This window comes from Pinirhizobacter soli, assembly GCF_015905305.1.
In the GTDB taxonomy this organism is placed as follows: Bacteria; Pseudomonadota; Gammaproteobacteria; order Xanthomonadales; family Rhodanobacteraceae; genus Pinirhizobacter; species Pinirhizobacter soli.
On the sequence record NZ_JADZLQ010000004.1, the window covers coordinates 137,196 to 161,517 of the forward strand.

General features: G+C 65.7%; 20 protein-coding genes. 12 read left to right on the forward strand and 8 right to left on the reverse strand.

Annotation, left to right across the window (positions count from 1 at the left end):
• The first annotated feature begins 29 nt into the window (after window positions 1-29).
• Together NDK18_RS17325 and NDK18_RS17330 are read left to right on the forward strand one after the other, a co-directional pair.
• The gene (locus NDK18_RS17325) at window positions 30-1,061 is read left to right on the forward strand and encodes a cysteine synthase A (RefSeq protein ID WP_425502716.1); all 1,032 of its coding nucleotides are present in this window, start codon (window positions 30-32) and stop codon (window positions 1,059-1,061) included.
• 551 nt (window positions 1,062-1,612) lie between these two features.
• Window positions 1,613-3,214: a peptide chain release factor 3 gene (locus NDK18_RS17330; RefSeq protein ID WP_250628499.1), complete on the forward strand. Its 1,602-nt coding sequence runs from the start codon at window positions 1,613-1,615 to the stop codon at window positions 3,212-3,214.
• Between the two features lie 38 nt (window positions 3,215-3,252).
• Here the strand turns inward: NDK18_RS17330 and NDK18_RS17335 are convergent, their stop codons facing one another.
• Complete coding sequence (locus NDK18_RS17335; RefSeq protein ID WP_250624131.1) at window positions 3,253-5,724, reverse strand: acyl-CoA dehydrogenase; 2,472 nt, start codon at window positions 5,722-5,724, stop codon at window positions 3,253-3,255.
• A gap of 55 nt (window positions 5,725-5,779) precedes the next feature.
• On the reverse strand, window positions 5,780-6,652 hold the full coding sequence (locus NDK18_RS17340; protein WP_425600654.1) for an alpha/beta fold hydrolase: 873 nt from the start codon (window positions 6,650-6,652) through the stop codon (window positions 5,780-5,782).
• 140 nt (window positions 6,653-6,792) lie between these two features.
• On the opposite strand from NDK18_RS17340, the gene NDK18_RS17345 reads away from it, so the two are divergent.
• The 5 genes from NDK18_RS17345 (at window position 6,793) to NDK18_RS17365 (ending at window position 11,217) form a co-directional block, all read left to right on the forward strand.
• Complete coding sequence (locus NDK18_RS17345; protein WP_250624133.1) at window positions 6,793-7,374, forward strand: TetR/AcrR family transcriptional regulator; 582 nt, start codon at window positions 6,793-6,795, stop codon at window positions 7,372-7,374.
• Between the two features lie 100 nt (window positions 7,375-7,474).
• Complete coding sequence (locus NDK18_RS17350; RefSeq protein ID WP_250628501.1) at window positions 7,475-9,256, forward strand: phosphoenolpyruvate carboxykinase (GTP); 1,782 nt, start codon at window positions 7,475-7,477, stop codon at window positions 9,254-9,256.
• An 82-nt stretch (window positions 9,257-9,338) separates the two neighbouring features.
• Window positions 9,339-9,884 (forward strand): RNA polymerase sigma factor, encoded by a 546-nt coding sequence (locus NDK18_RS17355; RefSeq protein ID WP_250624135.1) that lies wholly within the window; start codon window positions 9,339-9,341, stop codon window positions 9,882-9,884.
• A complete protein-coding gene (locus tag NDK18_RS17360) occupies window positions 9,881-10,297 on the forward strand; it encodes a hypothetical protein (RefSeq protein WP_250624136.1) in 417 nt (138 codons plus the stop codon). Before NDK18_RS17355 ends, NDK18_RS17360 begins: the two co-directional genes overlap by 4 nt.
• A 17-nt stretch (window positions 10,298-10,314) precedes the next feature.
• Window positions 10,315-11,217, forward strand: coding sequence for a DUF4097 family beta strand repeat-containing protein (locus tag NDK18_RS17365; protein ID WP_250624137.1), 903 nt, complete (start codon window positions 10,315-10,317; stop codon window positions 11,215-11,217).
• A gap of 5 nt (window positions 11,218-11,222) precedes the next feature.
• Here NDK18_RS17365 and NDK18_RS17370 read toward each other — a convergent pair whose 3' ends face one another.
• Window positions 11,223-12,197 (reverse strand): hypothetical protein, encoded by a 975-nt coding sequence (locus NDK18_RS17370; protein ID WP_343219752.1) that lies wholly within the window; start codon window positions 12,195-12,197, stop codon window positions 11,223-11,225.
• A gap of 332 nt (window positions 12,198-12,529) precedes the next feature.
• Here NDK18_RS17370 and NDK18_RS17375 point away from each other — a divergent pair, with 332 nt between their 5' ends.
• Window positions 12,530-15,328: a bifunctional diguanylate cyclase/phosphodiesterase gene (locus NDK18_RS17375; protein WP_250624454.1), complete on the forward strand. Its 2,799-nt coding sequence runs from the start codon at window positions 12,530-12,532 to the stop codon at window positions 15,326-15,328.
• A gap of 9 nt (window positions 15,329-15,337) precedes the next feature.
• Here NDK18_RS17375 and NDK18_RS17380 read toward each other — a convergent pair whose 3' ends face one another.
• The 3 genes from NDK18_RS17380 to NDK18_RS17390 all read right to left on the reverse strand — a co-directional run bounded on the left by NDK18_RS17380 (window position 15,338) and on the right by NDK18_RS17390 (window position 18,598).
• Window positions 15,338-16,651 carry an OmpA family protein gene (locus NDK18_RS17380; protein WP_250628502.1) on the reverse strand — a complete coding sequence of 438 codons (1,314 nt, stop codon included), beginning with the start codon at window positions 16,649-16,651 and terminating at the stop codon, window positions 15,338-15,340.
• Between the two features lie 126 nt (window positions 16,652-16,777).
• Entirely contained in the window at window positions 16,778-17,473 is a 696-nt protein-coding gene (locus tag NDK18_RS17385; RefSeq protein ID WP_250628503.1) for a hypothetical protein, read from the reverse strand.
• 150 nt (window positions 17,474-17,623) lie between these two features.
• Window positions 17,624-18,598: an AraC family transcriptional regulator gene (locus NDK18_RS17390; protein ID WP_250624140.1), complete on the reverse strand. Its 975-nt coding sequence runs from the start codon at window positions 18,596-18,598 to the stop codon at window positions 17,624-17,626.
• Between the two features lie 324 nt (window positions 18,599-18,922).
• Between NDK18_RS17390 and NDK18_RS17395 the strand changes: the two genes are divergently transcribed.
• A complete protein-coding gene (locus tag NDK18_RS17395) occupies window positions 18,923-19,660 on the forward strand; it encodes a DUF2968 domain-containing protein (protein WP_250628504.1) in 738 nt (245 codons plus the stop codon).
• Between the two features lie 69 nt (window positions 19,661-19,729).
• Here the strand turns inward: NDK18_RS17395 and hslO are convergent, their stop codons facing one another.
• A complete protein-coding gene (gene hslO, locus NDK18_RS17400; protein WP_250624142.1) occupies window positions 19,730-20,644 on the reverse strand; it encodes an Hsp33 family molecular chaperone HslO in 915 nt (304 codons plus the stop codon).
• A 114-nt stretch (window positions 20,645-20,758) separates the two neighbouring features.
• On the opposite strand from hslO, the gene mtgA reads away from it, so the two are divergent.
• The 3 genes from mtgA to NDK18_RS17415 are packed head-to-tail and all read left to right on the forward strand — an operon-like array spanning window position 20,759 to window position 22,926.
• Window positions 20,759-21,499 carry a monofunctional biosynthetic peptidoglycan transglycosylase gene (gene mtgA / locus NDK18_RS17405; protein ID WP_250624143.1) on the forward strand — a complete coding sequence of 247 codons (741 nt, stop codon included), beginning with the start codon at window positions 20,759-20,761 and terminating at the stop codon, window positions 21,497-21,499.
• A 3-nt stretch (window positions 21,500-21,502) separates the two neighbouring features.
• Window positions 21,503-22,462, forward strand: a complete 960-nt coding sequence (locus tag NDK18_RS17410; protein WP_250624144.1) for a glycosyltransferase family 2 protein — start codon at window positions 21,503-21,505, stop codon at window positions 22,460-22,462.
• A 35-nt stretch (window positions 22,463-22,497) separates the two neighbouring features.
• The gene (locus NDK18_RS17415; RefSeq protein WP_250624145.1) at window positions 22,498-22,926 is read left to right on the forward strand and encodes a CBS domain-containing protein; all 429 of its coding nucleotides are present in this window, start codon (window positions 22,498-22,500) and stop codon (window positions 22,924-22,926) included.
• Window positions 22,927-22,949: 23 nt separating this feature from the next.
• Here the strand turns inward: NDK18_RS17415 and NDK18_RS17420 are convergent, their stop codons facing one another.
• Window positions 22,950-24,281 (reverse strand): NTP/NDP exchange transporter, encoded by a 1,332-nt coding sequence (locus tag NDK18_RS17420; RefSeq protein WP_250624146.1) that lies wholly within the window; start codon window positions 24,279-24,281, stop codon window positions 22,950-22,952.
• Between the last annotated feature and the right edge of the window lie 41 nt (window positions 24,282-24,322).

Below are 24,322 nucleotides of genomic sequence, written 5' to 3' on the forward strand. Positions count from 1 at the left end.
TGCCTGCAACCGCCCAGTGCCAGCCTTCCATGCCCTTCCTCGCCGATTTCGCCGCCACCGTGGGCCATACGCCCCTGATCCGCCTGCGCGACGCCTCGCGAGCCACCGGCTGCCGGATTCTGGGCAAGGCGGAATTCATGAACCCCGGCGGCTCGGTGAAGGACCGCACGGCCCTGGGCTTGTTGGACGATGCCGAACGGCGCGGGTTGATCCGGCCCGGCGGCACCATCGTTGAAGGCACCGCCGGCAATACCGGCATCGGGCTGTCCCTGCTGGGCGCCAGCCGCGGCTACCGCACCGTGATTGTGATGCCCGAAACGCAAAGCCGGGAGAAGATCGACGCCCTGCGCATCACCGGGGCCAGCGTGAAGCTCGTCCCGGCCGCGGCTTACAAGGATCCCCGCAACTACGTACACGTCGCCCGGGCGCTGGCCGAGGAACTTAACGCCGCCGAACCAGGCTCGGCCTGGTTCGCCAACCAGTTCGACAACACGGCCAACCGCGACTATCACCAAGCAGTAACCGGCCCGGAGATCTGGGAGCAGACCGAGGGCCGGATCGACGGCTTCACCTGCGCCGCCGGCACCGGCGGCACCCTGGCGGGCGTAGGCGCTGCCCTGAAGGCGCGCCACGGGAAAGTGCGTATCGCCCTGGCCGATCCCACGGGATCGGCTTTGGCCGCTTACGTCGAACGCGGCGAACTGGTAGCCGAAGGCTCATCCATCAGCGAAGGCATCGGCAGCAGCCGCGTGACGGCGAACTTCGCCGATGCGCCGGTTGATTGCGCCTACTCCATCCCCGACACCGAATCGGTGCCCATCGTGCACCAGCTGATGTTCGACGAGGGCCTGTGCCTGGGCGGGTCCAGCGGGGTGAACGTGGCCGGGGCTATCCGCCTTGCGCGCGAGCTGGGGCCGGGCTCCACCATCGTCACCGTGCTATGCGATGCCGGCACGCGCTATCAGGCTAAGCTGTTCAACCCGGCCTTCCTGCGAGACAAGGGGATTCCGGTGCCCACATGGCTGGACATGGCCTTCCCGGGCGCTTACGCACCCCACTGAGGCCACGCCCCCATCTGTGGCGTTGTCAACGGACGTCTGGACATCTAAACGTCTGGCCTTTCGATCTGGATCCGGGAGGGAGGGGGGAGCCGCGGGGTGTCATTTTCTTCACTAAGTCCTCAGTGGGCTTCGCTTCCCTGCGGAATCGTTCTGAAAACGACACCCCACGGCTCCCCCGAACGACACGGTAGACCGTAAGGAGAACCGGGTATGGCCTGCAGGCAGTCGCCGTTGTCGATGGCTGCCATTTGCTTCTGGTTCGGTCGAGCAACGGCAGTTACGCCAAGGATCGCGCCGCCTTTTCAGCCCACCTGTGCCCTGGGGGCCTGGGGGTGAGGCGGGAGCGCCGCGGGGCCGCGGGGCGTCGCCCTGAGAACGCTTCCGCAGGGAGGCGAAGCCGACTGAGGACTTAGTGACCAGGGTGACACCCCGCGGCCCCGCGGCGGCCCCGCGGCGGTCCCGCGGCGCCCCCGCCTCACCCCCAGGCCCTCAGGCACCCCGCCGGGCGACACGGTAGAATAGGCGGTTATCCCTGCCTGTCCTTGAAGCCCATGTCCAGCCACCTGGCCGAAACCCGTCGCCGTCGCAGCTTTGCCATCGTCAGCCACCCCGACGCGGGCAAGACAACGTTGACCGAAAAGCTGCTGCTGTTCGGCGGTGCGATTCAGATGGCCGGTTCTGTGAAGAGCCGTAAGGCTGCGCGGCATGCTACGTCCGACTGGATGACGCTGGAGAAGGAGCGCGGCATTTCGGTGACGTCGTCGGTGATGCAGTTTCCGTATAACGAGTGCATCGTGAATCTGCTGGATACGCCGGGACATGCGGATTTCTCGGAGGATACCTATCGCGTGCTTACCGCGGTGGATTCGGCGTTGATGGTGATTGACTGCGCCAAAGGCGTGGAGGAGCGCACGATCAAGTTGATGGAGGTGTGCCGGCTGCGCGATACGCCGATCATGACGTTCATCAACAAGCTTGACCGAGAAGGTCGTTCGCCGATTGAACTGCTCGATGAGGTTGAGTCGGTGCTTGGCATTTCCTGTGCGCCGCTGACCTGGCCGATCGGCATGGGGTCGCGCCTGAAGGGCGTGTATCACGTGCTGTTGGATGAAGTGCATATTTTCGAAGCCGGCAAGAATTTTACCCGCCAGGATTCCACCATCTTCAAGGGGCTGGACGCCCCGGGCCTTGCCGAGCGCGTTGGCGCGGCGGAACTGAAGGAAGTTCGTGACGAGCTTGACCTGGTGCTGGGCGCTTCCAACCCGTTCGATATGGACACCTATCTGGCGGGTAAGCAGACGCCGGTGTTCTTTGGCTCGGCGGTGAACAACTTTGGCGTGCAGCTCTTGTTGGACTTCTTCGTCGAGCATGCCCCGGGTCCGAAGGCGCGCGATACCCTTACCCGCACGGTGGAGCCGGTCGAGGAAAAACTTACTGGCTTCGTGTTCAAGATCCAGGCCAACATGGACCCGGCACACCGCGACCGCGTGGCTTTCATGCGCGTCTGCTCGGGCACCTATACCGCCGGCATGAAGATGCAGCAGACCCGCACCGGTAAGGAAGTGCGTATCGCCAATGCGCTTACCTTCATGGCGTCGGACCGCGAGATCGTGGAGAAGGCCTACCCCGGCGATGTCATCGGCTTGCATAACCACGGCACCATCACCATCGGCGACACCTTCACCGAGGGCGAGCCGCTGTCATTTACCGGCATCCCGAATTTCGCCCCGGAACTCTTCCGCCGTGCGCGCCTGCGCGACCCGATGAAGATGAAGGCCTTGCAGAAGGGCCTGGCGCAGCTATCGGAAGAAGGCGCCACGCAGTTCTTCCGGCCGCTGATGTCCAACGAACTGGTGCTCGGCGCCGTGGGCGTGCTGCAGTTCGACGTGGTGGCCTATCGCCTGAAGGACGAATACAACGTCGATGCCAGCTTCGAGACGGTATCGGTGGTCACGGCGCGCTGGGTCCACTGCGACAACGAGAAGAAGCTCGCCGAGTTCCGCGAAAAGAACGCCATGAACCTGGCCGTGGATGCCGCCGGCGAACTGGTGTACCTGGCTCCCACCCGGGTGAACCTGCAACTGGCCCAGGAGCGTTGGCCCGACGTGCGGTTCTCTGCCACGCGCGAACACGCCGCGTCGGTCGAACTTTAGACCCCATGAAAAAGGCGGCCCGCAGGCCGCCTTTTTCTTCAGGCCGCCTTGACGGCGGTAGGTTTCCGGTCTGCCCGCGTGACCGCGGAGCGAAGCTCGGATGGGTCGAAGTCGTCCACGGCGATGAACTCGTTCACGCCCTCTCGCACACGTTTCAGTAGCTCACGCTCGGCGGCATTGATCGCCCCGATGCGCTCGGCCTCGGCCAGCTGGCCGTCGTAGTCGTGCGCATGCAGCTGGCCGCCCTTCATGGCCTTGAGGAACTTGCGCTCCACCGGCTCCGCGGCGATCACATCAGGCAGCAGTTCATTCATGCGGCCGACGGTGTTGTTCGCGCTGGGTGTGAGGTAAGTCCAGTTGAGCAGGCGCGAACGCGCTTCGCTGGGCGCGGTGATGAGCGCGGCAACGCGACGACCCAGGCGATCGGACGGCGGCACTTCGCGACGGCCGAACGGAAATACCAGGGCGCGCAGCACCCAGGCCACCGGACGCACGGGGAAGTTGCGGATGGTGCCGTCCAGCGCCATCTGCATGCGCCACACGCACTCGTGGAAGGCCCAGGCCAGCATCGGGCGGTCGGATTCCGGACGGCCATTGTCCTCGTACTGCTTGAGCATGGCGCTGGCGATGTACAGGTAGGACAGGACATCACCCAGGCGGGCGGACAGTTTTTCCTTGAACTTCAGCTTGCCGCCCAGCACGCCCATGGCAACGTCCGCGCACAGCGCCAACGCCGCGGAATAGCGGTTGAGCTTGCGGTAGTAGCGGCGGGTGTAGGCATCGCCCGCTCCTTCGCTGATGGAGGCGAAGGTCAGGCCCAGCACGAAGCTGCGCACGGCATTGGAGAAACCGAAGCCGATGTGGCCGAAGAGCACGCGGTCGAACACGCGAAGCTGCTCGCGTTTATCCTCGATGGTGAGCGCCTGCATTTCCTTCAGCACATAGGGATGGCAGCGGATGGCGCCCTGCCCGAAGATCATCAGGCTGCGCGTCATGATGTTCGCGCCTTCCACCGTGATCGCGATGGGCACGCCCTGCCAGGCGCGGCCGGCGTAATTCTTCGGTCCCAGGATCACGCCCTTGCCGCCGTGCACGTCCATGGCGTCCGACGCCACCGCGCGACTGAACTCCGTGGCGTGGTACTTGGCGATCGCCGAGGGCACGGCGGGTTTCTCACCGCGATCCACCGCGGCTGCCGTGGCGCGCGAGAGCGCGGCCGTGGCGTAGGTGTAGCCGCCGATGCGCGCCAGCGCTTCTTCCACGCCCTCGAAGCGGGCGATGGCCAGGCCAAACTGCTTGCGCATGCGGGCATAGGCGCCGGTGGCGGCCACCGCCATGCGCGAACCTCCCGTGGCATTGGACGGCAGCGAGATGGCGCGGCCGACGGACAGACATTCCACCAGCATGCGCCAGCCCTGGCCTGCCATGTGCGGACCACCGATAAGCGTGGACAGCGGCACGAAGACATCCTTGCCGTGGATCGGGCCGTTCTGGAAGGGGATATTCAACGGGAAATGACGACGGCCGATTTCCAGCCCCGGGGTTTCGCGCGGCAGCAGCGCCAGGGTTATGCCGAGGTCTTCCTTTTCGCCCAGCAGGTGTTCCGGGTCGTACATGCGGAAGGCCAGGCCCACCACCGTGGCGACGGGTGCCAGCGTGATGTAGCGCTTGTCGAAGGTAAGCCGGATGCCGAGCGTTTCCTTGCCCTCGTGCATGCCCTTGGTAACGATGCCAAAGTCGGGGATGGAGGTGGCGTCCGAGCCCGCCTGGGGGCCGGTGAGTGCGAAGCAGGGAATGTCACGGCCATCGGCCAGGCGCGGAAGGAAGTGATCCTTCTGCTCGTCGCTGCCGTAGTGCAGCAGCAGTTCGGCCGGCCCCAGGGAATTGGGCACGGCCACGGTGGACGACAGCGTGGCCGACATCGACGACAACTTCTGCAGCACCGCCGAATGCGCCAGTGCCGAGAATTCCAGGCCGCCGTAGCGCTTGGGGATGATCATGCCGAAGAATTTGTTCTTCTTGATGAAGTCCCAGACGTTCGGCGGAAGATCCGCCAGTTCGTGGGTGATCTGCCAGTCGTCGATCATCGCGCAGAGTTCTTCGACCGGGCCATCCATGAAAGCCTGTTCCTCGACGCTCAGTTCCGGCTTGGGCTGGCGCAGCAGCTGCGACCACTCGGGCTTGCCGGAGAAAAGCTCGCCTTCGAAACCCACGGTGCCGGCTTCAAGCGCCGTTTGCTCGGTTGCCGAGAGCTTCGGCGTGACCTTTGCAAACATCTTCAGCAGCGGCGCGGAAATCCTGGCCCGGCGGAAATCCACCATCAGCAGCGGCACCGCCACGAGAGCCAGGATCACCAGCAGTACCACCGTGGTGATTGGCGCGCGGGCAATCAGCCCCACCACCAGCGTGGCGGCGGCGGTGGCGATGGCCCACGTGCGCAGGGAGGTACGGTGGTAGGCACAGGCGCCGGAGGCAATGATTGCCGCCAGGATGGTAAGGATCGCAGACATCGTTCGTAACCTCGTGGCTTTGCTTCGATAGCCGGCCGCCTTTCGGCCGCCGGCGTCAGTTCAACTGGTGGATGAATTTCGAGACTTCGTCGGAGAAGGCATCGTTGGCGTCGCCTGCCACCATATGAGTAGCGTCGGGCAAGTCCACATGCGTCGCATGCGGCACCAGGCCCATGAATTCCTTGACCGTGTCGCGCGAGACGATGTCGCTGCGTCCGCCCGACAGCAACAGCATCGGCACCTTGATGCGGCGGGCGGCCTCGAACAGTTGCGGCTGGTAGCGTTCGGTTTCGTGGCTTACTGTTTCAAGCAAAGCCGGATCCCAGTGCCAGCGCAGGCGCCCGTCGTCGCCCTGCCGCAGCAAGGGTCGAAGCGAGGCTTCGCTCTTGCGTTCACGCTGCGGCATGTAGGCGCCGATGGCATCGGCCGCGGCGTCGTAGCTGGAAAAGCCATCAGGATGGGCACGCATGAAACCGAGGATGCGCTCCACGCCGCGCGTTTCCCAGCGCGGCGTGATATCCACCAGCACGAGGGCTGCGAATGGGGGCGTGGCGGCCGTGCCGGCCAGCATCAGGCCCAGCAGGCCGCCCATCGACGCACCCACCAGCACCGGCGGCCGGCCATCGCGGGATTGAAGTTCACCGGCAAGGGCGCCGAGGTCGGCGACGAATTGCTCCATGTGGTACTCGCCGCCCGCCGGGCGCCCGCTTTCACCGTGCCCGCGCGCATCGAAGGTCACCGCATGCATGCCCCGCGCAGCGAGCGCCGTGGCCGCGCCCGCCCATGCATGGCGGGTTTGGCCAAAGCCATGCGCAAACAACACCGATGGCGAACCGCCGCTGCCGAACTCGGTGACGGAAAGGTCGACACCCCCGTGCTGCAAGGAGCGGATCAGGGGTGACTCGGCTTGGGTGGAAGCTCTAACCATACGCTTGAGTATGGGAGGAGCGGACGCTGTCGTCAATACGCCTCCGTACGGTTGTGAAAGATTCGTTGATTCAACCATTTAGCGTCCCGATCCGGCCTACAGGCAATTGCAAACTGCCAGCAACCGGCTACCATGCGGCGATGAACGACAGCGCCAAGACCGACCGCATCCGCCTTTCCGCCGAGGACTGGGAAGACGCCGCCCTTGGCCTGATCGCCGAACAAGGTGTCGGTGCACTGGCTGTCGAAGCCCTTGCCCGCCAACTCGGCGTTACCAAGGGAAGCTTCTACTGGCATTTCCGCACGCGCGAAGCCCTGCTGCAAGCGGCGCTGGAGCGCTGGGAGCAATACGGCGAGCGCGAGGTGATCGACCAGATCAAGGCCATCGCCGATCCGCGCGAACGCCTGCCCGAGCTCTTCCGCCGCGTGGCCCACGAGCGCGACCCGCATCGTGTGTACGCGGCACTGCTCAAGGCGCTGGACCATCCACTGGTGGTGCCGGTGATGGCGCGCGTGTCCCAGCGGCGCATCGAATTCCTCACCGAGGTGTACCGCGAGGCCGGCATGGCGGCCAGGCCCGCACTCAACCAGGCCAGGCTTACCTACGCCGCCTACGTCGGTTTCCTGCAGCTTAATTTCACCCTCGGCCTGCCCCGCCTGTCGCACGATGAGTTCGACGAATACGTCGCTCACATGCTGGCCACGCTCACCCCGCAGTCCTGAACGAAAAGGCCTTGCCGGAAGCGTTTTGTGGCGGCCTACCTTGCAATACCACCGCTCGCAAACTACCGTCATACCTTGTCTTTCCTTAGGACCACGCGGTATGTCGAGCAGTCTGGATGCGTTGAATCAATGGGTTGCCGGTGTGGCGGCACTGACCAAACCGGAACGGATCCAGTGGTGTGACGGCAGCGATGCCGAATACAGGCAACTGGTGGACGGCATGCTGGCCACCGGCGACCTCATCGCCCTGAACCCGACCACCCACCCGCGCAGCTACCTGCACCGCTCGAACCCCTCGGATGTCGCCCGCGTCGAGCACCTGACCTTCGTCTGCACGCCGCGCGAGGCCGATGCCGGCCCCAACAACCACTGGATGGATCCCGCCCAGGCCCACGCCAAGGTCGACGCCCTGTTCGATGGCGCCATGCAGGGGCGCACGATGTACGTGATCCCCTACTGCATGGGCCCAATCGATTCACCCATCGCGCGTTGCGGCGTGGAGATCACCGACAGCCCCTACGTGGTCGCCAACATGCGCATCATGACGCGCATGGGCGCCGCCGCCCTGGCCCGCATCGAGCGCGACGGCAGCTTCGTCCGCGGCCTGCATTCCACCGGCGACCTCGACCCCGACAAGCGCTTCATCATGCATTTCCCCGAGGAACTGTCGATCAAGTCGATCGGTTCGGGATATGGCGGCAACGCCCTGCTGGGGAAGAAATGCCACGCCCTGCGGATCGCCAGCCATCAGGCCCGGCGCGAAGGCTGGCTGGCCGAACACATGTTGATCGTGGGCGTTGAAGACCCGCGCGGCGAAACCCACTACATCGCCGCAGCCTTCCCCTCGGCCTGCGGCAAGACCAACCTGGCCATGCTGATCCCCACTGGCGGCTACGCAAAGGACGGCTGGAAGGTCTGGACGGTCGGCGACGATATCTGCTGGATGACGCCGGGCGACGACGGCAGGCTTTGGGCGATCAACCCGGAGGCCGGCTTCTTCGGCGTGGCGCCGGGTACCGGCGCCAACACCAATCCCAATGCACTGGCCACGCTGGCGCACGACACCATCTATACCAATGTCGCCCTCACCTCCGACAACCAGCCCTGGTGGGAAGGACTGGACGACCGCGTCCCCGCCGTCGACTGGCAGGGCCGCCCCTACGACAAGGCCAATGGCCCGGCCGCACACCCCAATGCGCGCTTTACCGTCAGCGCGCGGCAATGCCCCAGCTATACCGACAAAGCCGAAGCCGCGCACGGCGTACCGATCAGCGCCATCGTCTTCGGCGGCCGCCGGCCGTCGCTGGTGCCGCTGGTGTTCGAGGCCCGCGATTGGACACACGGTGTGCTGGTGGGCGCAGCCATGGGTTCGGAAACGACAGCCGCCGCCACAGGCGCAGTGGGCGTGATGCGCCGCGACTCGATGGCCATGAAACCCTTCTGCGGCTACAACTTCGCCGACTATTTCAGCCATTGGCTCAGCTTCGACAAGCCTGGCGCAAAGCTTCCGAAGATCTTCCACGTGAACTGGTTCCGCAAGGACACCGACGGGAAATTCATGTGGCCCGGCTACGGCGAAAACCTGCGCGTGCTCGAATGGATCATCCGCCGCGTGGAAGGCACCGCCCGTGGCATCGACACCCCGATCGGCACGCTGCCGGCACCGGGCGGGATCAACGTGGAAGGGCTGGCCCTTGGCCAAGCTGCCGAACGCGCCCTGTTCGAGGTGGACACCGAGGGCTGGGCGACTGAAATGACGGACATCGCCAGCTACCTGGATGGCTTTGGCGACCGCCTGCCACGTGCGCTTCGCGACGAGCAGCAGCGCATGGCCGCTGCCCTGGCCAATACCGCCCCGAGGGCGTGGGCCCAGGCGGTTTAAACCCAGGGCGGACTTAAACCAATCCGCCCGCGGGCGCATCCAAGCTGGCAAGATGAATGCTTGCCTCGCCATCGGAACACCCATGCCAGAGCTCGCCGCCGAGCCCTCGGATGCCGACATCGTTCGCGCCGCTGCCGCGGGCGATCGTCGCGCCTTCGAAAAGCTCTACCGGCTGCACGTGGACAAGGTCCATGGCGCCGTGTTGCGCCTGGCTGGGTTCGACCACGCCCGCGCCGAGGACCTCGTACAGGAGTCCTTCGTCCGGGCATGGCAGAAGCTCGACACCTTCCGCCATGACTCCAGTTTCGGCACGTGGATCTATCGGCTGGCGGTGAATACCGCGCTGATGGCCATCCGTGCCCGCAACGCGGATCCGGTAAGTATCGTCGACGACGAACACCTGCCCGACGCCGCCGACAACCCGTTCTGCCCGGCCGAGCGCGACGAGCTGGAGCGCGCCATCGCCGCGCTGCCGCCACGCGCCCGTGCGGTCCTGGTACTGCACGACGTGGAAGGCTGGAAACACGAAGAAATCGGCAACGAGCTCGGCATGGCCGTCGGCTCGTCCAAGGCCCAGTTGCACCGGGCGCGCTCACTGTTGAAGCGCGCGCTAGGAGACACCCCATGAATGAATTCGAATACCTCCGCCAGATGCGCTCGCTGCGCTCGCCCGTGGCACCCTCGCGCAACCTATGGGCCGCCATCGACGCACGCCTGGACGAAACACCGGCCACCCGGTCGCGCCATCTGTGGACGCGGCGACTGGCCGTGGCCGCCGCCATCTTCGGCGTGGCGATCTTCTCCGGCTCCATCGCCCTGCGGCTGGCCGCACCGCCCGAAAGCACCAATGTGGCCAGCAGCACGCGCTGGAAGCCCGACGACCCGCGCCTTACCGGAGCCGCCGTGGAGCTTGCCACCGCGCACAGCGAGCTGACCCAGGCCATGCACGACGCGCCCGATTCCCCGGCCCTGCGCCGGATCCTTGACCGCACCCAACGACAGCAGGAACGCCTGCGCCAACTCGACCGCCAGGCCGGCTAAGGCCGCAGGAGAACCCCATGAAGATCATCCATTACACCCCCCTGCTGCTCACCCTGGCCATCGGCCAGGCCATGGCCGACTCGCCGATCAACCTGACCGCCGCGGCGCGCCCCAACGCCCATATCAGCATCGACAACGTCAAGGGCGAAGTTACCGTCACCGCCTGGGACAAGCCCCAGGTGGAAGTGTCAGGTTCGCTCGGCTCCGGTGCCCGCCCGCTGAAGATCGAAGGCGACGACCGCGACCTGGAAATCAAGGTGTCCGGCGGCGAGAACGGCAACTGGTTCAACTGGAAATCCGACAACCGCATGGGTTCGACGGTACTCAACGTCCGCGTGCCCAAGGGCGTTTCGCTGGATATCAATGTCGTCAGCGCACCGGTCACCATCGACGGCCTGGACGGCGGCAAGGTGGATGTGCAAAGCGTCAGCGGCCGTGTGCGCATGAATGCACGGACCAGCGGCATCAACCTCAATACCGTCAGCGGCAGCATCGACCTGGGCGGCCACGCCGGCGACGTGGAGCTGCAGACGGTGAGCGGTGACATCAACGCGCCGTCGGTGGGCAGCACGCTGAAGGCCGAGACGGTGTCCGGCCACATGAACATCAATGGCGGCCCCTACCGCAAGGCGGAACTGAGCACCGTGTCGGGCGACCTGCAACTTGGCGGAGGGATCGAGGGCGACGGCAGCATCACCATCGACTCGATGAGCGGCGATGTGCAGGTAGTAGTGCCGGCCGCTCTGTCGGCGAAGATCACCGCCAATACCTTCAGCGGTCAGCTGCGCAGCGACTTCGGCGAGGCGACGAAGGGCGAAGATGGCCCCGGAAGCGAACTCAATGCCACCGCCGGTAGCGGACACGGCAAGCTGCACGTGGAGACCTTCTCCGGCGACCTGAAGATCCGCAAGGGCCAGTAGAGGCCTTAAAGGTCCTGGTGGTACTGCACGTACGGCGTGCGCGACTGATCAGGCTCTGGGCCAGCGGCGGGTGTGGGTGCGTTGCCGCTGGACCACACGTTCTGCGCACCGATGCTCAACTGGCCCTTCCAGGGCAGCTTCACGGTGACGCCAAGGTCGATCGCACTCCAGCGGCGATCGGCATTGAGCTGGTTGATCGCGCCGGCCTCCGGCTGCATCACGCGACCGACGATGCTGCCCGACAGCGGACCACGATCCACGCCAAGGCTCAGGGCTTTCTGGTCGACCGTGCTGATGCCCAGCAGGTTGCCCGGCAACAGTCGGATGCGACCGACGCTGGCACCGACATCCAGACCGGATTTGCCGTCGAACGGGACGCGTCCCTGGGCGTTGATCTGGGTACTGCTGCCCAGCGCCGACAGCGGCAATCCGTTTGACGTCCAAGCACCAGGCGTGCCCGGCAGCACACGCGGCAACGTGGTGTCGGACGTCCGCGACGAACCCACACCCAAGCCCAGGCTATAACCGGAGATATTGTAAGAGGCGCCGATTTCGCTGGCGATGATGCGCGGCGGCGTGCCACCAGCAACGCAGGCGGCGTTGTTGGGCGTGGCGCAGGCATCGGCGGTATTGACCCACGAATGGTCGGTGACGCCGGCATGGGCCGTGAGATTCTTGCCCAGGTCGTAGTTCAGGCGCGTGGAAAGCGCCGTGGACGCATCGACCGCACTGAAGGTAATGGGGTTGATGTCACCCACGCGGCTATTGCTCGATTCCGCCTGCAGGGCCACCATGCGGCCATCAGGGGCGCGCCACAGGGGTACTGCTAGACCAGGGCCGATTTCGGCCATGCGATCAGGCTGCTGGTTAAGCAACTTGGCCGCATCCGTGCCTGGATTTGCACCGGCCACGGTCTGACCCACGGCCGCAAGCGGCAGCGAAATCAACAACATGGCGATGGAACGGCGCAATGAGAACACGTCGGAATTTGGTCCCGGTTGTCGGGCCACCCTCCCCCACGGACGGCAGCAACCCGAATATACCGCGTTTTACAAATAACTAACAGTCCCCCAGACTCAAGTTGGGGCCAAGATAGTCGAAAAAGACATAGGGGAAGCATCGTTGGTTCCCCCGTTTCACCCATTTTCCTCGCCTTCGGGGAAAGACGCGGATATAAACTGAATACTAACTTGCCCGGATCCACGCACGCATGACGCTCGCGTCGACAACCAGCGCCGAACTCAGCCCCTTCCAGGGGCTGCCGGACGACGTCCCGCGCGAGGCCATCGAACAATTGTTCGCAGCCGTCGATATGGCAGCCGTTCGCGACATAATCGAAGACATTGCGCGCCAATCGCTGCCGGATGCCGTCGTTTACTGGCGGGCGGGCGATAGCACCGACGAGTTCCGGGAAAGTATCGACCTGCTGCTGGCCGAGGACACCCACGGCAAGCGCGAGCTACGCGTAGCCTCCCCGCTGGACGCCGGTGCCGATCCTGCCTGGGGCGAGAAGATCGACTGGCTGGGCCGCCTTGCCGCCGCGCGCCTGCGCCAGCTGGGGGAAACCGCCAACCTGTACGAGGCGATCTCCCGCCTGGCGCTGGCAGAACGCCTGCAGCGCGCGCTCTACGCGATTGCCGAACAGGCCAGCGCCGAGCACAATATGAAGGACATGATGAGCGCGCTACACGCGATCGTCGGCAGCCTCATGTATGCGGAGAACTTCTTCATCGTGTTGTACGACGCGCAGAACGAAACCGTGCGCTTCGCCTACTTCGTCGATTCCGCCGACCCTGACATCCCCGATCATGAAGCGGTCGCACCGCTGGCCACGATCGAACACAGCCTTACCTGGTACCTGCTCAAGAACGGCCGCCCGATGATGGGCGCCAGCGAAGACCTCGAGCAGCGCATCGAAGGCCCGCATCGCCGCCAGGGTCCATCCTGTGCCGACTGGCTCGGCGTGCCGATGAAGCGCGGCGAGCGCGTGGTGGGCGCGCTGGTGGTGCAGAGCTATCGCGATGACACCCGCTACACCGAAAACGACAGGGAACTGCTGGCCTACGTGGCGCAGCATGTGCAGACCGCGCTGGAACGCCGCCAAGCCCACGAGGAACTCGAACGCCGCGTGGCCACGCGTACCGCGGCCCTGCGCGAAGCCAACCGCGTGCTGCGCCAGCAGGTGCTGCAACGCCAGCGGGGCGAGCGGCTGCAGTCGGCGCTGTTCCGCATCGCCGAGCTCACCAACGCCTCGGAAAGCCTGGAGAATTTCTACGCCGCCGTGCATCGCGTCATCGGCGGCCTGCTCTACGCGCGGAACTTCTATATCGCGCTGCTCACGGACGATCAGTCCAAGCTCAGCTTCCCCTATTCCGTGGACGAACTCGACCGCGCGCGCAACCAGCGCGAATTGGGTCGCGGCCTTACCGAATACGTCCTGCGCAGCGGTAAGGCGCTGCTCGCCGACCGCGACGAGATCGACCGCCTGCACCGGGAGGGCATCCTGGTGGCCTCGGGCGCGCGTTCATTGCACTGGCTGGGCGTGCCGTTGATCTGGGGCGAACGCTCGATGGGCGTGCTGGCCGTGCAGAGCTATTCGCCCGAGCACACGTACAGCCCGCGCGACCAGGAATTGCTTACGTTCGTCAGCTACCACGTGGCCAACGCACTGCAGCGCAAGCACACCACCGAATCGCTCAAGCAGGCCTATGCCAGCCTCGAGCGCCGCGTCACCGAGCGTACCCGCGCGTTGGCCCTGGCCAACCGCGACCTTCGCGAACAGATCGCAGAACGCGAGCGCGTCGAGCGCCGCCTGAAGTACGAAACCCTGCACGATTCACTGACGGGCCTGCCCAACCGCACGCTGCTGCTGCAGCGCCTGGACCAAGCCCTGTCGCACTACCACGCCAACACCGCCGAAACCTTCGCGGTGCTCTTCGTCGACCTCGATCGCTTCAAGGTGATCAACGATTCGGTCGGCCACCTGGTGGGCGACGACCTGCTGTTCCAGGTGGGTGGACGCATCCGCGCATGCCTCAAGACCCGCGATGTGGTTGCGCGCCTGGGCGGCGACGAATTCGCGGTATTGGCCGAGGGCATCACCGAGCCCGCGCAGGCGATGCAGATCGCCGAACGCATCATCCAGGAGCTGCAAACGCCCTTCCGCCTGGGCGCCAAGGAGATCTTCACCTCCGCGTCCATCGGCATCGCCATGCCCGGCCCCGACTACCAGCGCCCGGAAGATCTCCTGCGCGACGCCGATTCGGCCATGTACCGCGCCAAGGACGAGGGCCGCCACCGCGCCGCCGTGTTCGACGATGGCCTGCGCCGCGAGGCGCTGAGCCTGCTGGAGCTGGAAGGCGATCTCCGCCGCGCGCTGGCCCGCAATGAATTCGTGCCCTTCTTCCAGCCCGTGGTGGAGCTCGAAGACGGGCGCATCGTGGGCTACGAGGCCCTGATGCGCTGGCGCCATCCCGAGCGCGGCCTGCTGGCGCCCGGCGAGTTCCTCAACGTGGCCGAGGAAACCGGCTGCGCCGAGGCCATCGACTGGCAGATCTTCGAACAGGTATGCCGACAGGCACGTGCGCTCACGCGCGACGAAGGCTTTGTCAGCATCAATGTGTCCGGCCGTCATTTCCGTTCGCCGGACCTGGATGAACGCCTGCTGGCACTGTTTGCCGAGCACCAGGTTCCGCCGCGCACGATCCGCGTGGAAGTGACCGAGCGCGCACTGCTGGAAAACCCCGCGCAGGTGAAGAGCATCCTGAACAATCTTCGCGACAAGGGCGTGGGCATCGCGCTGGACGATTTCGGCACGGGCTATTCGAGCCTGAGCTACCTGCACCAGTACCCGATCGAGACATTGAAGATCGACCGCTCTTTCGTGATCCAGCTCAGCGACGAAAACGACAGCCAGGGTGCGGCCGTGGTCCGGGCCATCCAGGCGCTGGCCGATTCGCTGAAGATGCAGGTGATTGCCGAGGGCATCGAAACGCCTGTGCAGCGTGCCGCGCTGATGCGAGTGGGCTGCAAGTTCGGCCAGGGCTTCCTGTTCGCCCAGCCGGCGCCCGCCACCACCTGGCTGCACGCCCCGGGGAAGATCAGCGCCTGACGGCGTTGATCAATGCGAGATCGCGTCGGGCGCCAGGCCGTTGATCTCGACGCGGCGGTCCGGAGCCAGGCATTCGGACAAGGCCTTGCCCTTCTTCTTGCCGCACTCGGCCTTGGGCTCGCGCTCACCCTTGCCGATCGCCGTGATGCTATCGGCGGGCACGCCACCTTCCACCAGGTACCTGCGTACGGCCTCCGCTCGCCTTTGCGACAACTTGAGGTTGTTCTTCGCCGTACCGGTGCGGTCACTGAAACCCACCACCTGAAGTTCGTGGAACTGGGTGGGCACCTGGACCGATAGCAGCATCATGTCCAGGCGCTCGCGGCCGGCGTGCGTGAGCTTCGCCGAGCCCGGTGCAAAAGCTGCATCGCTCGAAAGCGTGACCGGCGGCATGGGCGCCAGCGGCGCGGAGGCCGTGGAGGCGGACGAGGCCACGATTACCTGCGCCGTGGGTGCTGGAACAGGCGCTGGAGATGTTGCTGGAATGGCCGCCGGAGTAGACGCCGCCGTGGGCACGGGAGGCGCGGGCGCCGTCGCAGGCGACGGCAGCGAAGCCTGGCTGGTGGCGGCAAGCGTGACGTCACTGGCCGGCGGTATGGTTGTCGATGGCGAAGCCGCTGGCGTCGGCGTGGCGACTGGCGCTGCAGCGGTCGGGGCGACGGGAGGCGGTGGCGTTGCCGGTGGCGAGGTCGATGGCAGCGGAGCCGTCGGCGTCGGCGTCGGGGCAGCAACCGGTGCGGCGGGGGTCGTGGTGATGGGCGGCGGCGCTGTTGCTGCCGCAACCACAGGCTCAGCTGGTACAGGCGCCGCGGGAGCCGGCACCAGTGCGGGTGGTGGTGTGGTCACAACCGGTGCCTTGGGCTGCCATCTCGCTATCGGCGGTGCCTTCGTCGCCTTGGCAAGCAGACGCTCCTGGCAGCCGTCAGGCTGCCAGTGCATGTCGTTGACGCGGTCGTCCGTGTCGAATGCCACCAGGAACTGGCACTGCTGTACCTGGTCGGCATCGTCACGATAATTGAAGACGTAATTCCAGTGCGGTGCATCCATGCCCTCGTGGAAATGCGGCATGCCGAGCAGCGCATATACCTGCGAGCGCGCCAGCCCTGGCTGCACCTGGGCCAGCTTGGACGTGTCGACGAAGACACCCCCGGGAATGGCGGCACCGGCCGGGTCCGGGAACGCGATGGACGGCTCCGCCGACGGTGAAGATGCGTGCCTTGGAGCTTCCACGCACGCAGCGAGCGAACCCAGAACCGCGAAAGCAAGCAGGATCTTCGTCCCGGTCGCGCGCCATGACGACGTGCGCCCTGTTCCCTGGGTCACTTCCTCCTTCCTGCATGCCTTCCCCGATGTTGACGCCACCGTCACTCCGCGAATTCGTCGTTAAGTTGAGGTTATACACCTAGCGGCCACTCACGGAAATCAACGACACGTCATAGGCATGCTCGCCTAGCCGGCTCCAAACTCACGAGGTCGATCAGGTGGCTGCGAGGACCGGGGATGGTAATCGGCTTCGCGATCCCCCGGCCGCACCGTGGGCACGATGTTGGCAAGCACCTTGGCGTCGTGTTTGCGGCGGTGGTGGCGACGCCAACCCACCACTTCCACCAGCAGCAAGGCGAGCACTACGGCACCGGCCACCCAGCTCCATGGTCGCCTCCAGAAGGGCGCATCGCCATTTTCCTGCCCGACGACGACGGGGGCCGTAACGCTGACTTTCGACGTCGGCGCGGGCGCCATGGTGGACGTTACGACCGGAGCGGCGGAAGCCGCAACGACCGGCGGCGTTGTCCGTGGTTGCGAACGAATGGTCGTGGCTACCTTCGGCGCCGATGGCGCCGGTGTTGCACGAACCGCCGCAGCCAGCGCCTGCCCGGACATGGCCGCCTCGCTGGACGGCGATACAGGTTTCGCTGCCGCCACGACGGGCTTGTGCCCGGAACGGGCCGGCTTCTCGGGCTTTGGCTGTGCAACGCTTCGCCGGGAATGTTTGCCAGGCTCCGACGCCGAAGCTTTCGCTGTGGTCGCCGCAGGAGCCTGCGCATTGGCCTTCGGCTGGGAGTACTGCGTCATCGTACGGGTGAGGTCGTCCAGCTGGGGCGCCGTCTGCTGGCCGAACGCGGGCGCCGCGAGTGCGGCGCCCATGCACGCCAGCCAGGTGCCCCTGGCGACGCCTGCGCGCTTCCCTGACGATCCGCCCGCCGCCTTCCCCATGGTTGCCTTCCCACCCCGCCTTGCCGCCGTAGGTGCAAGTACAGCGTCATTGACAACCAATCGCAAGTCGCGGGCAGATGGTCAATGTCCGGCGAGTTCGCCCTGCTGGCTGCGAACCAGGGTGGCGCGCGGCAATTCGCCAAAGGTGTGCCGGTAATGCTCGGCGAAACGCGACAGATCCCACATGCCGCAACTCAAGGCCACCGACTTCACCGAACGGCGGCTGGCGTCGGCCTGCGTCAAGCTGCGATAGGCCGCGCAAAGGCGCAGCAGCGACAGGTAGCGATTGGGCGGAATGCCCACCAGGTCGTCGAAGGCATAGCGCAGCGCACGCTCGCTGGCGCCGGCGGCGTTGCATAGCTCCTGGATGTAGATGTCGCGCCGCAGGTTCGCGCGCATGAAGTCTTCCACGCGGCGCACCGTGACGTAATGCGCCCGGCGGCCGCGAGAGGAGACCGGGCGGTCCTCCGCCGTAGCGCCCAGCGTCGCCGCCAGGTGTCGTCGAAGCAGCGGCGCCACCAGTTCGCCCGCCGACTCGCCGCTTTCCAGGCGCGAGCGCAGTGTGTCGTAGCCATCGCCCAGTGATCGGGCCTCTCCCGCGTGGCCGGCGATGAACATCCGCAGGCGGTGCGCGCTGGGCTCCGGGTTGTCGGGCGACAGCGCCGCAAACTCCGCGCGCAGCGTGGCTGCGGGCAGCAGCATCAATGTCCAGCGGCAACCGGCAACCAGCAGCACTTCACTGTCCCCCTCGGGAAGCACGGTGATTGCCGAACCTGGTTCAAGCCCCACGCCGTGGCACCAGCTCTGCGGCGCGGTGTCATGGATGTAAGCCACCAGGCTCATGTCCTCGGGCAGCGTGAAGCTGGCCCGGAACGAAAAGCCGTAACAGCCGGTGATCAACACACAATCGCCCGCCTGTTGCGTGACCACCTCACCTTGCAGTGCCGCCGCTCCCAGCAGCACCACATCCGCATCGCAAACGCCCAACACTGCCGATACTCCGGCAAGGTCGAGCGATCGCACCACGCCTTCCCCCTCGCTGATTTCCCCGCCCACGCGCATTGCTCCATTCAGGCTGTGGCGCCAATGAATTTATAGGAGCAAACACCTGGGTGTATAGCTGCACGAAATCGGCAATTACCTAGACTGACCGAGGTAGCGGTCCCACGAGGCGCATTCGGGTCGCAGGGCGGTTGGGCTGCGGTCCCTGCCGCGACCGGCTTGAGCACCCCCGGAGGGGTCGGACCAGCCCTGGCTGGCGGCCGCCAGGGTCAAATCGGACGGAAAAATCGCCGCGTCGGCGTGGCGGACAGCTGTCTCACCCATTAAAGTATGGATTCAGGTGCCGTTTCACCGCGATAACGGCCGCAGGGAATCCGCATGACTCGAAAGGCCACGACAACCGCCTGCAAGCTGGCTGCCTGCCTTGTGCTGGCCCTTGCCCCCGTGGGCATGGTTCTTGCCGCCACCAAGCATGCCTCGGCCCCGCGGCCGCCGGCAGCCACACCGGCGACGGCCGACGTGCCCACCGGTCCCGCACAGATCAGCGGTGCCACGGCTGACGAACTGCGGCGCCTGGTCGACGAACACGCGCTCTCGGAACTGCGCCGCACGGCCAACGGCAGCTACGCGGCCAGCCTGCTCTTCGATGCCGACCACCTGGTGTACTACGTGGTGCTGTCGCACGACGCGGAGTACTGGCGCGTGATCAAGTCCGACGTGGTGGCCGACGCCGAGCGGGTCTACCGAACCTTCGCCCAGCAAACCGAGCAATTGGCACAGACCGATATCGACACGGTGCGATTGGAAGCCGGCCGCAAGTACGGCGAGAAACTCCTGAACCTCAACCAGCAGCGGCTAGCCAAGTTGCAGGAAGACGCCCAGCATCGTCAGCAACAGGCCACCCAGGTCGCGGCGATGCAGCAGCAGGCCAAGGCACAGGCCACCGCGCTCAGTTCGGATCTGCGCAGCACCCGCTCGCAACTGGAACAGGTGCAGCAGAACATCCGCACACTCGAGGCACAGCAGGCCGATCCCCTGCTCAACCTGCCCGAGGCGCCCGCTCCGACCACTTCGCCCGCTCCGGTCACCACGCCCGAGCCTGCCCGGCAGCCGTAACGTCCTGAGTTTTTGAAGGGGTCAGAGTCATTATTCTGACCCCAACGACCCACCGCCGAGAACGCAGGGCTACTGCAGTCGCGTCGGCGCCGCCGGCACGGCCGCGGGATCGGCGGCAAGCACTTGCTCGGCGTCCACCTTGTCGAAGGTGTAGCGCTGCGCGCAGAACTCGCAGATCACCTCGATCTCGCCGTCACGGGCGTCAAGTGCGGCCTGCACCTCTTCCCGCCCCAGCGAACGCAACATCGCTTGCACGCGTTCGCGCGAGCAACTGCAGCCAAAGGCGAGCATGCGCGGTTCGAACAGGCGCACGTTCTCCTCGTGATACAGGCGGAACAGCAACTCTTCCGGACGCGTGGCAGCAAGCTCGGCCAGGGTGAGCGTGTCGGTGAGGTGGTTGACGCGGTTCCATGCATCGTCGTCGGACACGCCGCCATGGCCGCCCTCGCCAGGCATCTTCTGCAGCATCAAGCCCACCGCGTGGTCGCCATCAGCCACCAGCAGGATACGCGCGGGCAACTGTTCCGATTGCGTGAAGTACCCCTCCAACGCCTGGGCCAGCGACGGTTTATCCAGCGACACCAGTCCCTGGTAACGCTGGCCGCGCTCGGCGCTGCCGATGGTGATGGCCATCAGGGCGTTCTCCATGGTCCCCAGGTCCAGCGACCCGGGAAGCGGCTCGTGCCAGCGGGCCAGTCCACGCAGGCGGCCATGGTCGGCGCACTCGGTGAAGAGCAGGCGCAACGGGCCGGAACTCTTGAACTCCACCGACAGCGTTCCCTCCAGCTTGATATTGCCCGTCAACAACGCGCTGGCCGCCAGGCTTTCACCCAGCAGGCTCTTCAACGACGCAGGGTAGTCGGCGCGCGAGGCCACTTCACGCCAGCTCGAGCCCAGGCGCACCAACGCGCCGCGCACGCCGGCCTCCTCAAGCAGGAAGCGGTACAGGACGTCGTCGGTGGGAAAGGTGGGGGTATCTGTCACGTGGAGTCTCCGGCAAGCTCGCTTAGGTGGGGGCAAGCGGCTTCAATGGCAACCTTCCCGCCTGGCCATGACGGGCCTACGTATACTCTGCCTCATCCTCCGCCCGGCCGATCCATGCCCACGCATTCACGACCTTTCTGGATCCGCCTGCTGCGCATGATCGGACTTGCCCTGCTGGCCTTCGTGGCGATCTCCTGGCTGGCCGTGCTGGTGATGCGTTTCGTGCCGCCGGTGACCTCCGCGATGATGCTCGAGCGCCGCATCGAGGCCGCTGCCACGGGCGAGCCGAATTTTCATCTTACCCACCACTGGGTGCCGGCGAGTGAAGTGACGCCGCTGGTGCCACTGGCAATGGTCGCCGGCGAGGACCAGAAATTCCCCTTCCACCATGGCTTCGACGTCGACGCCATCCAGGATGCCATCGATGCGGCGGATGAAGGTAAACGCCTGCGCGGCGCCAGCACCATCAGCCAGCAGGTGGCGAAGAACCTTTTCCTGTGGAATGGCCGCAGCTTCATCCGCAAGGGGTTGGAGGCATATTTCACCGTACTGATCGAGCTGACATGGCCCAAGCGGCGCATCGCGGAGGTATACATGAACATCGTGGAGCTCGGTAACGGCATCTACGGCGTGGGCGCGGCCAGCGATGCGTTCTTCCGTGTTCCGCCCGCACGGCTGTCGGCCACGCAGGCGGCCATGCTGGCCGCCGTGCTGCCCAACCCGCGACGCCTGCGCGTGGACAAGCCCAGCGCCTATGTCATGCGGCGAACGGCGTGGATAACCCAGCAGATGTCCCAGCTGGGTGGCCCGGCCTACATCACCTCGAACCATCCCGTGCCACGACAAGGACGCTGACCCATGACGGAACTTACAGTGCTGGTGCCCGCTTACAACGAAGCCGATGGACTGGGCGACTTCCACGCGCGGCTGGCTGCCGTACTGGATACGATGCCCGGCACGGCACAGGTGCTCTACGTCGACGACGGCAGCAGCGACGGCACATGGGCAGCCATCTCCGCACTGGGCGCCGCCGATGCGCGCGTCACGGGGCTGCGCCTGTCGCGGAACTTCGGCAAGGAGGCAGCGATGACCGCCGGCCTGGACAACGTGGACGCCGACGCCGTGGTGGTGATCGATGCGGACCTGCAGGACCCTCCCGAAGTGATTCCCGAGCTGGTGGAGCGCTGGCGCGCCGGGTACGACGTGGTCTACGCCACGCGCCGCGTGCGCGAGGGGGAAAGCGGTTTGAAGCGCCTGACATCGAAAGCGTTCTACCGCGTGATGGAAAAGCTCTCCGACACCCCCGTGCCCCGCGATACCGGCGACTTCCGCCTGCTCTCGCGCCGCGCCGTGGAAGCCCTGCGCCAGCTGCGCGAGCGCCAGCGCTTCATGAAAGGCCTGTTCACCTGGGTGGGCTACCGGCAGACCGCCGTGGTCTACGACCGTCACTCCCGCCACGCCGGGAAAACCCATTGGAATTACTGGCGCCTGTGGAACCTGGCCATGGAGGGGATCACCTCGTTCTCCACGGCACCGCTACGGCTGGCCACCTGGGTGGGCGTGAGCGCTGCGTGCCTGGCCTTCCTGTACGGGCTGTGGGTGATCGTCAAGGTATTGGCCTTCGGCGACCCGGTGCGCGGCTATCCCACGTTGATGGTGGTCATCCTGTTCCTGGGCGGAGCGCAGTTGCTGGCCCTGGGCGTGATTGGCGAATACGTGGGCCGCAATTACGCAGAGAGCAAGGCGCGACCGATCTATTTCATCGAGGATCGGCTGGCTTCACGTGGCGATAACCGAACCGGCCACGCGCGGGACTAGACTCACCCCATCGTTCCACGCGGAGGGGTAAGGACATGCAGCAAGTCAAGCATCTGTTGCAAGGCAAGGGTAGCGAAGTATTCGCCGTAGCCCCGGACGCGCCAGTTTACGAGGCCATCCGTGCCATGGCCGAACATGTCGTGGGCGCACTGGTGGTGCTCAAGGGCAGCGAGCTGGTGGGCGTGATCTCCGAACGCGACTACGCGCGGAAGGTGATCCTGCAGGGCAAGTCATCCGCGCAGACGGCGGTGGCGGAAATCATGTCCACCCCGGTGATGACGGTGGGCTTGGACAACACCGTCGATGAATGCATGCGCCTGTGCACCGACGGCCGCATCCGCCACCTGCCGGTGGTGCACGGCGGCAAGGTGGTGGGCGTGGTGTCCATTGGCGACCTGGTCAAGGCGGTGATCGACGACCAGGCGCATGAAATCGACCAGTTGCAGCGGTACATTGCATCCTAGAAGGCATCGAACGCCGCGCGACGTCAGGCCGCGCGGCGGGTTCCAACGTCAGGTTCCGGCAGGAGATCGGGCGATGTACCCGCCTTGTGGCTGATCCAGGTGGCAAGCAGCGAGCCACACGTGCAGATCAAGGCCATGCCGGCGACACCCACGCCCAGCGCACGCAGCCCCACCACGCCGGAGGTCACCAGGAGATCGCCCAGGCGCCAGACGGCGGTCTCGACGAAGTTCTTGCCCTTGTAGCGTTCCTCGCGCGCCACGCGCGTGTACAGCGCGTCGCTGGCGGGCTTGGTCATGCCGTAGGCCGTGCCGCGTGTGACCACCTGCATGATGGTGATCATCGACACGCTCACCGCCACTGCGCCACCGAACCATGGCAGCGGGAAGGCCAGCACCGCGTGGCTGGCCGCCGCCACGCACAACAGCAACAGCACGTTCACCACCGAAGGGATGATCAGCCCCCACATCGCGCCCAGGCGCACCAGCACCCAGCGGGTGACGGTGAACTGCATCAACGCGCCGAAGAGGTTGATGGCCAAGTCCAGCCGCGAGTAGAACTGGGTGATGGCCACCTTGTCGTGCATCGTCGCGTGCACGCTATCGGCCACCAGCGCGTAGGCCAGGGTACCGATGCCATCGCTGAGAAGCATCAGGATGGCCATGTTGCGCAGGAAGGGCTGCGACCATGCCGCCTTCATCCCCGCCAGGAGGGAGCCACCGATGGCCACGTCTTCCCCCACAGCCGTGCCCTGCCGCGGCGGCTGCCTGCGTGACATCCACAGCAGGCACCCCAGGGCCAAGGTCAGCATGCACGCCGACACCACCAGCAGGGACGCAACACCCACCAACGAGACTAGAGTGGACGTGAGCACCGGGCCGAACAATGCGCCGCCCATGCCACCCATGGCGATGATGGGAAAGACCGCGCGTGCGCGGACGCTGTCGTAGATGTCCGCCATGAAGCTCCAGAACAGCGACACCACGAAAACGTTGAAGACGGTGGTCCAGACGTAGAAGACGTTGCCCAGGTTCCTGGCGCCGATGCGGTCCTGGGCCAGGAAGGCCGGGACGAATGCAAGCAGGCAGGCAATGAAGAAGCTGTAGCTGCAGGCCAGCAGGGGCGCGCGCCGGAACCGGGACACCGTGTAGCCGAACAGGGGCGTGAGCAGCAGAGTTGCCACGAACACGGCAAGATAAATCGACGGAAGCGCGGTGGAACCCACAGCACCGATCAGCTGGTCGCGCACTGGGCGGATGATGTAATACGCCGTCAGCACAAGGAAAAACGCCAGGGCGGGCAGCCACGGCAGCCCTTCACGGGCGGTGGCTCCGGTGGCCGGTCGCTCAAGGTTCATGCGATCAGGAATTTCCACGGGCGTTATTGCGCAGACTATCA

What these genes read in the sequence shown, in the direction of transcription:
- NDK18_RS17325 (WP_425502716.1), top strand. Translation starts at nt 30, where the DNA reads ATGCCCTTCCTCGCCGATTTCGCCGCCACCGTGGGCCATACGCCCCTG.
- NDK18_RS17330 (WP_250628499.1), top strand. Translation starts at nt 1,613, where the DNA reads ATGTCCAGCCACCTGGCCGAAACCCGTCGCCGTCGCAGCTTTGCCATC.
- NDK18_RS17335 (WP_250624131.1), bottom strand. Translation starts at nt 5,724, where the DNA reads ATGTCTGCGATCCTTACCATCCTGGCGGCAATCATTGCCTCCGGCGCC.
- NDK18_RS17340 (WP_425600654.1), bottom strand. Translation starts at nt 6,652, where the DNA reads ATGGTTAGAGCTTCCACCCAAGCCGAGTCACCCCTGATCCGCTCCTTG.
- NDK18_RS17345 (WP_250624133.1), top strand. Translation starts at nt 6,793, where the DNA reads ATGAACGACAGCGCCAAGACCGACCGCATCCGCCTTTCCGCCGAGGAC.
- NDK18_RS17350 (WP_250628501.1), top strand. Translation starts at nt 7,475, where the DNA reads ATGTCGAGCAGTCTGGATGCGTTGAATCAATGGGTTGCCGGTGTGGCG.
- NDK18_RS17355 (WP_250624135.1), top strand. Translation starts at nt 9,339, where the DNA reads ATGCCAGAGCTCGCCGCCGAGCCCTCGGATGCCGACATCGTTCGCGCC.
- NDK18_RS17360 (WP_250624136.1), top strand. Translation starts at nt 9,881, where the DNA reads ATGAATGAATTCGAATACCTCCGCCAGATGCGCTCGCTGCGCTCGCCC.
- NDK18_RS17365 (WP_250624137.1), top strand. Translation starts at nt 10,315, where the DNA reads ATGAAGATCATCCATTACACCCCCCTGCTGCTCACCCTGGCCATCGGC.
- NDK18_RS17375 (WP_250624454.1), top strand. Translation starts at nt 12,530, where the DNA reads ATGGCAGCCGTTCGCGACATAATCGAAGACATTGCGCGCCAATCGCTG.
- NDK18_RS17385 (WP_250628503.1), bottom strand. Translation starts at nt 17,473, where the DNA reads ATGGGCGCCGCACTCGCGGCGCCCGCGTTCGGCCAGCAGACGGCGCCC.
- NDK18_RS17395 (WP_250628504.1), top strand. Translation starts at nt 18,923, where the DNA reads ATGACTCGAAAGGCCACGACAACCGCCTGCAAGCTGGCTGCCTGCCTT.
- mtgA (WP_250624143.1), top strand. Translation starts at nt 20,759, where the DNA reads ATGCCCACGCATTCACGACCTTTCTGGATCCGCCTGCTGCGCATGATC.
- NDK18_RS17410 (WP_250624144.1), top strand. Translation starts at nt 21,503, where the DNA reads ATGACGGAACTTACAGTGCTGGTGCCCGCTTACAACGAAGCCGATGGA.
- NDK18_RS17415 (WP_250624145.1), top strand. Translation starts at nt 22,498, where the DNA reads ATGCAGCAAGTCAAGCATCTGTTGCAAGGCAAGGGTAGCGAAGTATTC.
- NDK18_RS17420 (WP_250624146.1), bottom strand. Translation starts at nt 24,281, where the DNA reads ATGAACCTTGAGCGACCGGCCACCGGAGCCACCGCCCGTGAAGGGCTG.